The following is a 12,837-nucleotide window of genomic DNA, read 5'->3' as shown; positions in this document are numbered from 1 at the left end:
AGCCGGGAAACCTATCCCACGGTTTGTGCATGGACCGCATCGCAAATCAATTTGAGCGAAGCTTCTAGATCCCCGTCGGCCGTTTTGAAGGCGTCGGCGTCGATCGTCAACGGGGCACCCAAGACGACCAGCGGGGCCCCGTACTTGGGGCACTCGATGGCTTGTTCGAGTGACAGTCCGCCGACGGCCTGGACGGGAATCTTGACCGCGCCGACCACCTCACGAAGCTGATCGAGTGGGCTGGGCATCCGCATCCCGCGTGCCGCGATGCCGCGTCGCTCGTCGTAGCCGATGTGGTGGATGACGAAGTCACAGCCCAGGTCTTCGAGCCACTTCGCGCCGGCCACCATGTCTTCGCAAACCATGTTGTCGCCCATCACCTTGCAGCCAAAGTCCGCCCCGGCTTTGACGACGCAACGAATGGTTTCTTCGTGGGCGCGAGCCATCACGACGACATGGGTCGCGCCGGCCTTGGCCATCATCTCGGCTTCCAGGTAGCCGCCGTCCATCGTCTTCAGGTCCGCCACGATCGGCGTCTCGGGAAACGCCTCCCGCAACGCTCGCACCCCGTGCAACCCTTCGGCCAAGATCAGCGGCGTGCCGGCTTCCAACCAATCGACCCCGGCCCGCATGGCCAGATGAGCCGTTTCGAGCGCTTCGTCGATGTTGGTCAGGTCGAGAGAGATTTGGACGATGGATCGCATGGGAGGGGGGAGGGGAGAGTGGAGGGGATGAAGTGGGATAGGCTTCCAGCCTGTCAACTCGTTCCCAGGCTCTGCCTGGGAACAAGTGAGGTTTGTTAGCGGCAGGGCGCGAGCCCTCCGGTGTTCAACTCGTTCCCTGGCTCTGCCTGGGAACGCAACGCACCGCCGGCTCTGCCGGCCGGCTGGTTGATTCGGGAGGCGGAGCCTCCGAGACAGTGTGTCCCCAGGCGGAGCCTGGGAACAAGGGTTGTCCTACGGCAGTTCCATCACTTCGACTTTGCGAATGTGAACCTTGCTGCCCGGATCGTGTTGTTGGAACGCGAAGTGGCCTTGTTTGAAGGTCAGATCAAAATCCAGGAACTCGTACAATTCGTTTCCATCGACGGTGACCTTGATCCGCGTCATGTTGCGGCCCCGCCAGACATCGTCGCGGACTTCCAAGTCATAGGTGAACCAGGTTCCCGGTTGGACGTGCTGCTGGTAGACGTGGCACATCCCGTAGATCGATCCGGTGCGAATCGGATCGGTGTGGGTGCTGTCGATTTGGGCTTCGTAACCATCGGTGAATCCCGGCTTCCGCGTGGTGCGGAAGTACAGACCGGAATTGCCGCCGTCGTTGATTTTGATTTCGGCGCGATAGCGAAAGTTCTTGTAGGGACCGGTCGTGTTGACCAGCATCGACGGCGGTCCCGAACCGGCGATCGCGCCGTCTTCGACCTGCCAAACACTCTTTTCATTGCCGACCTTTTCCCAGCCGTCGAGCGTCTCGCCATCGAACAAAGACACCCATTTGCCGTCTTCGGCCGGGGCAGTCGATCCGATCAAACAAAGCGACAACGCGGCGAAGCCGCAGAACAAACGACGAGCAATCATCATGGTGGGATCCCAAAAGTGTAAAACAGTCGGTTCGTGCCTGAATCCGCGTTGGAATCGCGGACAGGCCAAGTTCAGTGAACAACGAGGGAGCAACACTTTAACCGCGCCCCGCGCCGGCGGCTATCATGCAACCGTGAGTGGATGACGGAATCAGGTCCATCGGCGGCATGGAATTGGCTTGGCTGCAACCGTCTTGCGACGGACAGGACTGTCGCCAGAAATCACAAGACTTTAAAAGTCACCCTCCTTGCCAGCGAGGGGAGGGTCCGTGAAGTTGCTGAAACACCAATGCTTGCCAAAAGGGTTGATGCAAGATCATGTCTGCACCATCGATGAGCCTGGAAGCCGGTCTTATCTGGTTGAACCCCGAGAAACTTCTGATGCGAATGCTAACTTATTTGATTGTTTGTTTGTCTCTCGCCACCCAGGTGCCGGCGCAGAACGTCGTCGACCGAACCACGTTGACCGGCAAGGTGATGTGTGGCTACCAGGGCTGGTTCAACTGCGAGGGCGACGGTGCCAACCTCGGCTGGACGCACTGGGCGAAGCGACGCAACCAGCCCTTTGGACCGGGCAATGTGACGGTGGACCTGTGGCCGGACCTGTCGGAGTACGCAGCCGAGGAACGTTTCGCCACCGGTTTCCGGCATGCCGACGGTCGCGTGGCGGAGGTCTTCAGCAGTGCCAACCGCGACACCGTGATGCGTCACTTTCAATGGATGCAAGACTACGGAATCGATGGCGCATTTGTGCAGCGATTTGCCAACGGACTGGCGAGCCCCACTTTACTGCGGCACAAAAACAGTGTGCTCTCGCACAGTCGCGAGGGGGCCAACCGCGCCGGTCGTGCCTTTGCCGTGATGTACGACTTGTCGGGTCTCCGCGCGGGCGAAGTCTCCCGCGTCCGCGATGACTGGACGAGGTTGCAATCGGAAATGAAAATCGCCGACGACCCCGCCTACCTGCACCATGAACATCATCCGGTGGTCGCGGTTTGGGGAATCGGTTTCAGCGACGATCGCGACTACTCGTTGGCCGAATGCCTGGAGCTGGTACAATGGCTCAAATCCGACGGTTGCACCGTCATGCTCGGGGTACCGTCGTTCTGGCGCGAGAAAAAACGCGATGCCGTCGACGACCCATTGTTGCATGAGATTCTGGAATCGGCGGATATTGTCAGTCCCTGGAGTATCGGACGGTATCGAACACCGTCGGAAGCGACACGTCATGCGACAACGGTTTGGAGCGGCGACCGCCAATGGTGCGATGCACGACAGATTGATTTTCTGCCGGTCGTGTTTCCGGGCTTCAGTTGGCACAACTTGACCGGTGACAAACTCGATGCGATTCCGCGATTGAAGGGGCAATTTTTGTGGTCGCAAATGACCGCGGCCAAACGCGCCGGGTGCGAGATGATTTACGTCGCGATGTTCGACGAAGTCGATGAAGGCACGGCGATCTTCAAGTGCACGAACGATCCACCGCATGGGAACGATGCTCAGTTTCTGACCTACGAAGGGCTGCCGAGCGACCACTATCTGAAATTGGTCGGCCGCGGCGGCAAGCTGTTGCGGGGAGACGTGCCGGTCACCGAAACGTTCGAAGTCTCCCCGAATCCATGAACCCCAATCCGATCGAGCGTCAATTGAAAGCTCTGACGTACGTTGCTCGCCGGGGCAACAACCGTGCAATGGGACCCATAAGACACATAGGACTTATGGGGCCTACATGTCCTATTGGTCCTATGTGTCCTATCGAGCGGGCCCCTTCGACGCAGCGGTAGGAACAACCGACGCCTCGAAACGATTTCGGCACAGCGCGGCAGTGTTGGACACCGCATTGCCCGCGGATCATTGCCCCCAAACGGGTTTCACGTCAGGCAATCACTTGCCCTTGTGTTCGTTGAGCGTTTCGGCCAACTGCTCCGACACCTTTGGGCGCAGCGATCGGATGTCGTGGTTTTCGCTGGGGTCGCTGGTGTGATCGTAGAGCATGCTGCCGACGAATTTATTCTTGTCAGTGTACTCACTGTAGCGCAGTTGATCCGTGCGGATCGTGTCACCGGTCCCGAAACGTCCGATGGCGAACGGTTTGCCGGGTCGGCTGGGGTCTGTCATCAGCGGAGCGAAACTGGTGCCTTGCACGTGATCGGGAATTGGCAGGCCGGTCAAATCGCAAAGCGAAGGATAGATGTCGATGAATTCCGTCAGTGCGGCGGTCCGCGTGCCGGGTTGCACCTCCTTTTGCTGGGGCGCTGCGACGATCAGCGGTGCATGCATCGAGGTTTCGAAACAGGAATGTTTGTTCCACATGCCGTGTTCGCCGAGTTGCCAGCCGTGATCTCCCCAGAGCACGATGATGGTGTTGTCGGCCAGTTGCAATCGATCAAGACTGCGCAGCAGCTTGCCGACATTGGCATCGGCGAAACTGACGCAGGCATAATAGCCGTGGATCAGCTTTCGGGCCGTCTGGCGATCGACGGGTTTCGACGGATGGATTCCCGCGTAAGCTCGCAGCTCACCGGAATTGTGGACCGCGCGGGGTGGCAAATCAGTCGGCAACGCGTAGTTGTCGGGGACGTCGATCTTGTCGAAGTCATACAAGTCGAAATACTTCTGCGGCGCATTGAACGGCAAGTGAGGTTTCAGCAAACCGACGGCCAGGAAGAACGGCTGGTCGGGCGACCGCGCGAATCCTTCCAGGTGTTGGATCGCCTGATTGATGCAGTCGCCGTCGGGATGATCGGCATCGTTGGAATCGGATGCTTCGAATGCCGGTCCGCGATGTTTATTCTTGTTTGGCCAATTGCGTTTGTTTTCCGCGATCGCCTCCCGCATCGCTTCGACGTTCTGGTAACCCGACTTCTTCGAGCGCCACGCCGGACCGCTCCAGCCGTCGGCGTGGTCCTTGATCTGGTGCAGGATCTTGCCCAGGCTGATCGTGGTGTAGCCGTTGTTTTTGAAGTGGGTGTGCAGCGGCAGCATGCCCGGCGCGTCTTTTTCCGCCCAGGCCAAGTGCGTGACGAAGCGTTGGGGCGCCGGGCGAATGCTGGTGAACAACGACGCGCGTGACGCACCACAGGTCGGCACCATACAATACGCGCGCTCGAACAACACACCGCGGCTCGCCAAGGCGTCGATGTTGGGAGTGTGCATCATCGTCTTGCCGTAACAGGCCAGCTGCGGCCGCAGGTCATCGATCGCGATGAATAACACGTTCGGCCGATCCGCCGCCGAGAGCGAAGCAAACATGAATATCAAGGCGAGAACAATCCCGGAATGCTTGATCATCGATGGGTCCCTGTTCAAACGAAATACATACAACGACCAATGGCACGGGCAGACGTGTTGGTGTCAACGTTTCAGTGGTGGTTCAATGCGAAGCACTTTACCACGAATTCGATGAAAAAGTTGATCAGCGCGGGTCGGAGGTAGAAAAGCTCATGGGGACAGACCCCACACCCGATTTGAAACGGCCCACCGATAGCAGCGCGTACCCACGGATGTAACACAGTCAGCGATCCGTGGGTTCGCGCTGCCATCGGTGGGTTCATCCGTCGCCCGAGCCTGGAGAACGTCGGTTGAGTCCAGATTGAGCAGGCGTCCCACATTCAGCAGAACTGCACCGCTGGAAAGTATCGCGCGCGGCGCCAATAACTGTTTCGCATGTTCGACTGACAATTGGCTGACTTGGTATGCCAGTTGCACTTTTTGGCCGGTTTCGAACCTTCACCTCGCTCCCTAGGATTTCCGGTGGCATCCAAGACCGAAGCCAAGCAGGCCACACCGACCTGGAAGTCGCTGGAAACGCTGATCGCGGGGTTTGCGATCGCGATGATCACGCTGCATTTGGTCCTGCGTTTTGGCACCAGCAGCGCGCCAACGATCGTCGCACTCCCGCTGTGGGGTGTGCTGGTGTTGGGGGGCATCCCGCTGGTCTGGGATTTGTTGTTGAAGATGTTTCGGCGGGAGTTCGGTTCGGACCTGTTGGCCGGGATCTCGATCGTGACCTCGGCGCTGTTGGAAGAGTATCTGGCGGGATCGCTTGTCGTGCTGATGCTCTCCGGTGGCGAAGCGTTGGAAGCCTATGCGGTGCGGAGCGCCTCGTCGGTGCTGCGTGCCCTCAGCCAACGGATGCCCTCGGTGGCGCACCGGAAACGGGGCGCGGAGGTCGAGGACATCGCGTTGGACGAGTTGGCGATCGATGACATCGTCGCCGTCTTTCCGCACGAAATCTGCCCGATCGACGGGACGGTGATCGAAGGGCACGGGGTGATGGACGAATCGTACCTGACCGGTGAACCTTACATGATGTCCAAGACACCGGGTTCGGCGGTACTGTCCGGGGCGATCAACGGCGAATCGGCGCTGATCATCCGAGCCGAAAAGTTGGCGGTCGATTCGCGCTACGCCAAGATCATGGAGGTGATGGAGGCGTCCGAAACGCAGAAACCCAAGATGCGACGGTTGGCCGACAAGCTGGGCGCCTGGTACACGCCCTTGGCCGTGGCCATCGGTGTGGCGGCCTGGATCGCAACGGGCAACCCGGTGCGGTTTTTGGCGGTGATGGTGGTCGCCACACCTTGCCCGCTGTTGATCGGGATTCCGGTTGCGATCATCGGCTCGATCTCCCTGGCCGCACGCCGCGCGATCATCGTGCGCGACCCCTCGTCACTGGAGATGGCGGATACCTGCCGAACGTTAATCTTTGACAAGACCGGCACGCTGACCTACGGCGAACCGAAGTTGGTCCAACGGATTTGCGCCGATCAAAGTCGCGATCAAGAGATTTTGGGCATCGTCGGCAGCCTGGAACGGTTTTCGAAGCATCCGCTGGCACAAGCCATTGTCGCCGCCGCCAGCGAGGCCAAGCTCGCGCCGCACAGCGTGTCGGAAATCAACGAGCCGCCGGGTCAGGGGTTGCGCGGCATCGTGTCCGGTCGAAACATTGAAGTCACCAGCCGCAAAAAGTTACTGGCCCAGCAACCCGAGCTGCTGAATCAGCTGCCACCGCAGGCGGGCGGACTGGAATGCGTGATTCTGGTGGATGATGTTTATGCCGCGACCTATCAATTTCGCGACACCCCGCGACGCGACGGCGCTTCCTTCATCAAACACTTGGGACCGCGACATTCCATCCGGCGGACGATGATGGTGTCCGGGGACCGCGAATCGGAGGTCCGATACTTGGCCGAACAAGTCGGCATTGAAGACGTTTCTTTCAGCCAAAGTCCGGAACAGAAACTGGACATCGTCAATGCCGAGACGGCCAAGGCGAATTCCATTTTTGTCGGCGACGGGATCAACGATGCGCCCGCCTTGATGGCCGCAACGGTGGGCATCGCCTTCGGTCAAAACAGCGACGTCACGACCGAAGCGGCCGACGTCGTGGTCCTGGATAGCTCGCTGCAAAAGATCGACGAATTCCTGCACATCAGTCGGCGGATGCGGCGAATCGCACTGCAGAGCGCGATCGGGGGCATGGCGCTGAGCATCGTGGGGATGATGTTGGCGGCCGCCGGATACCTGTCGCCGGTCGCCGGCGCGATTTGCCAGGAAGTCATCGACGTCGCCGCCGTGCTCAACGCGCTGCGCGTCGCGCTGCCGCCCAAGTCGATGATCGATTTTGAACCGTCCGAGAGCGAGCACTGAGATCCGATCCCGCCGGCGGGTCGGATGCGATCGGTTGTCGATTCACACGCGCGATGCGTAAATTGACAGGGGTTGGCCGCCTCCATAAACTTGACCAGCCAACCTCCGCGAGTCCCTTGTCGGGGTTCGGTCCCCCTACCCGTGCCGACGATATCGTGTCCGCGTCCGACCGATCGGACAGGGTGTCGGTGAATCAACGCCCGTCGGTTTCCATGGAAAACACGATGGTCGGTCGCGACCTCAATCAAGTCTCCAAATGGATTCCAGCGAAGCGCCCCAAGAATTGGAACTCCAAAGCGACCTGACCGGTTGCGCGGTCCCGATCGTGGGTCTGGGAGCATCGGCGGGGGGCTTGACCGCCCTGGAGACACTATTCGAGCAATTGCCGATCGACACCGGCGCTGCCTTTGTGGTCGTCCAGCATTTGTCGCCGGACCACGAAAGCCACATGAGCGAATTGCTCGGCCGCCGCACCAAGATGGCCACGGTTCAATTGTCCGAGGCGATCGAGCCCGCACCGAACACCGTGTACCTGCTGCCCCCGGCGAAACACGTCGTCCTGCAAGACGGGCAACTTCAACTTCGCGACCGGGAAGACGACGGCGAGCTGAATCTGCCGATCGACAAGTTCTTTCACTCCTTGGCCGAACAGAACGATCGCCAACTCGCCGCGATGATTCTTTCGGGCACCGGCAGCGACGGCAGCGAGGGAATTGTGGGGGTCAATCGCGTCGGCGGATTGGTACTGTCACAAGACGAGGACAGCGCTCAATTCAATAGCATGCCGCTCAACGCGATCAAGACCCAAGCGGTGCACGTGGTCGCCCCGGTCGTGGAACTGGCCGAAGCCCTGGTCTCCTTCCTGGCCGGCGTCTCGATCGAAGACGTCATCTCACATTGCTCACCGTTCATCGAACGCAATGACCTGGAATCGGTCTACCAGCGGTTGGAACAAGCATGCGGCGTGGATTTTGAACAATACAAGCTCGGCACGTTCACCCGGCGTTTGTCGCGACGGATGCTGCTGTCCAAAATCGACCAGCTCGATCAGTACATCCAACGGCTCGACCGCGATCCGGCCGAACTGTCGCGGTTGGCCGATGACCTGATGATCGGCGTCACGCGGTTCTTTCGCGATCCCGACGGTTATCAGCGGTTGGCCAATCGTTGCATTCGACCGGCCGTCGCGGCGAAGTCCTCCGGAGACGAATTTCGAGCCTGGATCGCCGGTTGCGCGACCGGCCAAGAAGCCTACAGCGTCGCGATGTTGATCCATCACGAATGCGAAAAGTCAGGTGTCGAGCTGGGGATCAAAATTTTTGCCACCGATCTGCACCCCGAAGCGATCCGCTTCGCCCAGCGAGGACAGTTTCCCGCGGAATCGCTGCCGGAGATCCCGTCGGAGTTTCGCGACAAGTACCTGGTGCGGAAAGCCGATGGTTTTGAAATCTGCAAAGACGTTCGCAACTCCATCGTCTTCGCCCGGCACGATGTGCTGCAGGATGCGCCCTTCACCGGCATGGACCTGGTCACCTGTCGCAACCTGTTGATCTATCTGGTCGATGACGCGCAGCGACGCGTGCTGAACATGTTCGCCCACGCGCTCAAAGCGCGGGGCGTATTGTGGCTGGGCCCCAGCGAAACCCCCGGCGACCTGGTCGAAGACTTTGCGATCCTCGACAAACATTGGCGGATCTTTCAAAAGGACCGTGACTCACGGTTACCGCTCGACCTGAAATTACGCAAACGACCGCTCCACAACGCCAAGTTGTCGTATCGGCCGCGTTCGTCCCGTGCGCCTTCGCCCGCTTTGGTGGCGTCCTACGATCGCATCCTGGAACAATACGCACCGCCGGGCATTTTGGTCGACGACGACCTGCGACCGCTGCAAATCTTCGGCGATCTGTCGCGATTCACCACCCCGCGACCGGGACGCTTGACCGGTACCGTCGACGACATCCTGGTCGAACCGCTGCGGCTGCCCATCGCCCTGGCCATCGAACGGATGAAGGCCGATCAATTGCAGGTGATCTCCGAGCGTGCGGTGCTCGACCGCGATCCCATCGAGATCCGAATCAGTGCCTATCTCCACGCCACGCAAGCGGAAACCCATTATCTGATCAGCTTTGGCAGCAGCGACGCACCCACCGGACCAACCTCCACCGGCGAGCCGACTCGCGGGCCGATTGCCGCTGCGGCACCATCGCAACCAGCGGATCCCTCGGCAACCACGGATTCGACGCCTGCGGACGCGTCGAACCTGGCGTTCAACGCCGAACGCATTCGCATGCTGGAGATGGAACTGGAATTCACCCGCGAGAACCTGCAAGCGACGATCGAAGAAGTCGAAACGACGAATGAAGAACTGCAGTCCAGCAACGAAGAGCTGACCAGCAGCAACGAGGAGTTGCAGAGCACGAATGAGGAATTGCACAGCGTCAACGAAGAACTGCATACCAGCAACGCCGAAAGCAGCCGACGCTTGCAATTGCTGACCGAAACCACCCGTGACCTGGAAACGGTCATGTTGGAAAGCGACGTGGGCATTGTCTTGGTGGACAATGAATTGAACATCCGTCGCGTCACCCCGGCGGCCGCCGATATCTTGCTGATCCGCCGCAAGGATGCCGAAGGCGAACGGCTGGTCGATTATGCCCATGCGCTCGAGGGGGTCGATTTGGTGGAATTGGTCAGTCAGGTCAGCCGAGAACACCAAACGATCGAACGAGAAACGATCGACCGCCGCGACGATCCGATTCTGTTGCGGGCTTCGCCCTACCGCGAACGCAGCGGCGTGGTGTTGACGATGACGAATTTGCGAACCGTCAAAGAAACGTCGGACAAGCTCCGCAAACTGACGTCGATCGTCCAGGACAGCACCGATGCGATCATCGGCGTCGAACTCGATCTACGGGTCACCAGTTGGAACCGCGGCGCCACACGTCTGTTCGGTCACGAATTCGATGTGTCGCGCAACAGCGAATTGTGCGACGTCTTGCCGTCGGAGATCTGTGACGTTTGCCAGACGCTGATTCGCCAGTTGGTTCGCAAGGGTGAAGTCGCCGCGAAAGAGATTGCGACGGACATCATGGACAAACGACGGACGCTGCAGATTCGCGTCACGCCCGTCCTGGATGAATTCGAACGTGTCTCCTCGGCCGCGATCACGCTGTCCGACATCACAACCATGCGACGGGCCGAACAACAGTTGCGGTTGCGGACCCGCGCGATCGATGCGGCCAGCAACGGCATTCTGATCGTCGACGCACAAAAAGACGACATGCCGATCGTGTATGCCAATCAGGGGTTCCAACAACTGACCGGATTCGATCCCACAGATGTCAAGGGACGCAATTGCCGGTTCCTGCAAGGCCCCGAAACCGATCCGGCCGACATTCAACAGATCCGCGACGCGATCAAGAACCAGGAAAGTTGCCGCATCACACTGTTGAATTATCGCCGCGATAACACGCAGTTCTACAACGAGTTGGTGATCACGCCGATTTTTGATGCCGATGGACAATTGACACATTACGTCGGGGTGCAAAGTGATGTGACCGACATGGTCGAAGCGAGTCAGTCCTTGAAACGGAGCGAGCTGGAGTATCGCAGCACGTTCGAGAACGCCGCCATCGGAATCGCGCACGTCGGGCTGGAGGGTGAATGGTTGCGGGCCAACGAAAAGATCTCCCAGATTCTCGGCTACAGCTGGGATGAACTGAAAACGATGTCGTTTCAGGATCTGACGCATCCCGAGGATCTGGACAAAGACCTGTTGCTGTTCATGCAAATGAAACGTGGCGAGATCCCCGGATACTCGATGGAGAAACGCTACATTCACAAAGACGGCCACACGATCTGGGCGAACTTGACCACCTCGATTCGTCGCGATGTCGACAACACCGCCGAATGTTGTATCTCGTTGATCGAAGATATCACCGATCGAAAGCTGACCGAACAGAAACTCGCTGCATCGCGGGCGATCATCACCGAAGTGATCGAGAAGAGCCAAGACCCGTTCATCAGTTTCGACGAACACGGTGTGATCCAGGTCGCCAACCAGGCGGCGTTGAACTTTTCCGGCCAGGAATCGGGCTTGCTCGATCGCAGCTTCACCACCCTGTTCGGCGACCAAGCCGAGCCGCCGCTGTTGGCTGCCGTGGAGCGTGTCCGTCAATCGCAGCGGGCCGAGACGACCGAGTACTATTCGCGGCGGCTGAATCGCTGGTATGACGCCCGGGTGTTTCCGGTCGAAAGCGGCGCGGCGGTCTACATGACCGATGTGACCGGCCGAAAAGAAACCGAATCGTATCTGGAAGCCGCCCGCATCGCGGCCGAAGAAGCGAGTCAGGCCAAAAGCCAGTTCTTGACCAACATGAGTCACGAAATCCGCTCGCCGATGTCCGCGATCCTGGGCTTTGCCGATCTGTCGCTGCGTGACATCCGAGAGGGCAACGATGTCGATCCGGACAACCTGGAAACCGTGATCCGCAACGGCCGCTTCCTGCTACGGATCATCAACGACATCCTGGATCTTTCCAAAGTCGAAGCCGGCAAGTTGGAAGTCCGCCGGTCGCGATTCAAACTGCTCCCCATGCTCGCCGATATCAATGAGTTGATGCGTCACCGCAGCGAATCATCGGGCGTCCCGCTGACGATCGAGTTTGACGGTGCCATCCCCAGTCGGTTGCGAAGTGATCGCTCGCGGGTGGAACAGATCCTCGTCAACTTGATCGGCAACGCGCTGAAATTTACACCCGAAGGCAGCGTGCGGATCGTGATTTCCATGGATGAGCAACACTTTATCCAGTTCCGAGTGATCGACACCGGCATCGGCATTTCCGAAAGCAATTTCGAGCGGTTGTTTCAGACCTTTAGCCAAGTCCATGATCGCAAGATCGTCGGCGTCGAAGGCACCGGGTTGGGGTTGGTGATCAGCAAACGTCTGGCGAACTTGCTCGGTGGCGACATCACGGCGACCAGCGTCGAAGGGGAGGGCAGCGAGTTCGCATTGCGGTTGCCGGTCGAGGAGTCGACCGAGATGATCGAACCGACGGCTGACGATTTAAAGCCACGTCGGACCGACATCAACGATTTACCGCGAATCAACGCACGCGTCCTGGTCGCCGACGATGCCCGAGACGTCCGACTGGTGACGACCCGTTTGCTGTCTCGCGCCGGCGCGGATGTCGTGGAAGTCGTCAACGGCGCCGAAGCGGTCAAAGCCGTCCGCCAGGCCGAAGCGGAAAACAAGCCGTTCGCCTGCGTGCTGATGGACATGCAGATGCCCGAACTGGACGGCCGCGAAGCGACGCAACAGATTCGTGACCAAGGCTACACCGTGCCCGTGATCGCGCTGACCGCCGGAGCGACCAACGATGAAATCAATGATGCCCTCGCGGCCGGATGCAGCGAATTCATGGCCAAACCCGTCGACGCCGGCGGCCTGATCAACCGCGTCGCGGCACTGACCAGCGCGGCACGGCACTGACCAGCGCGGCACGGCACTGACCAGCGCGTCGCGGCACTGACCAGCGCGTCGCGGTGAGGGGAAACCCGCTGCATTGATCCAGGCAATCGCTGCAATTCCTTCCTGCCTAAATTCA

6 protein-coding genes are annotated in these 12,837 nt (G+C 59.5%); 3 read left to right on the top strand and 3 right to left on the bottom strand.

The genetic code is table 11. The features are described from left to right. Positions 1 to 11: 11 nt before the first annotated feature. Together Enr13x_RS00400 and Enr13x_RS00395 are read right to left on the bottom strand one after the other, a co-directional pair. Positions 12 to 704 (bottom strand): orotidine 5'-phosphate decarboxylase / HUMPS family protein, encoded by a 693-nt coding sequence (locus Enr13x_RS00400; protein WP_145384124.1) that lies wholly within the window; start codon positions 702 to 704, stop codon positions 12 to 14. A 252-nt stretch (positions 705 to 956) separates the two neighbouring features. Then, on the bottom strand, positions 957 to 1,577 hold the full coding sequence (locus Enr13x_RS00395) for a 3-keto-disaccharide hydrolase (RefSeq protein WP_390621091.1): 621 nt from the start codon (positions 1,575 to 1,577) through the stop codon (positions 957 to 959). A gap of 383 nt (positions 1,578 to 1,960) precedes the next feature. Between Enr13x_RS00395 and Enr13x_RS00390 the strand changes: the two genes are divergently transcribed. Beyond that, the gene (locus Enr13x_RS00390; protein ID WP_145384122.1) at positions 1,961 to 3,202 is read left to right on the top strand and encodes a glycoside hydrolase family 71/99-like protein; all 1,242 of its coding nucleotides are present in this window, start codon (positions 1,961 to 1,963) and stop codon (positions 3,200 to 3,202) included. 261 nt (positions 3,203 to 3,463) lie between these two features. Here Enr13x_RS00390 and Enr13x_RS00385 read toward each other — a convergent pair whose 3' ends face one another. Next, positions 3,464 to 4,870, bottom strand: a complete 1,407-nt coding sequence (locus Enr13x_RS00385) for a sulfatase (RefSeq protein ID WP_145384121.1) — start codon at positions 4,868 to 4,870, stop codon at positions 3,464 to 3,466. Between the two features lie 543 nt (positions 4,871 to 5,413). Between Enr13x_RS00385 and Enr13x_RS00380 the strand changes: the two genes are divergently transcribed. Together Enr13x_RS00380 and Enr13x_RS00375 are read left to right on the top strand one after the other, a co-directional pair. Then, positions 5,414 to 7,231, top strand: a complete 1,818-nt coding sequence (locus tag Enr13x_RS00380) for a heavy metal translocating P-type ATPase (protein ID WP_145392030.1) — start codon at positions 5,414 to 5,416, stop codon at positions 7,229 to 7,231. Positions 7,232 to 7,487: 256 nt separating this feature from the next. Then, positions 7,488 to 12,722, top strand: a complete 5,235-nt coding sequence (locus Enr13x_RS00375; RefSeq protein WP_145384120.1) for a PAS domain S-box protein — start codon at positions 7,488 to 7,490, stop codon at positions 12,720 to 12,722. The last annotated feature ends 115 nt before the right edge of the window (positions 12,723 to 12,837 follow it).

Source organism: Stieleria neptunia (assembly GCF_007754155.1).
Lineage (GTDB): Bacteria > Planctomycetota > Planctomycetia > Pirellulales > Pirellulaceae > Stieleria > Stieleria neptunia.
This window is presented reverse-complemented; position numbering and strand designations above follow the sequence as displayed.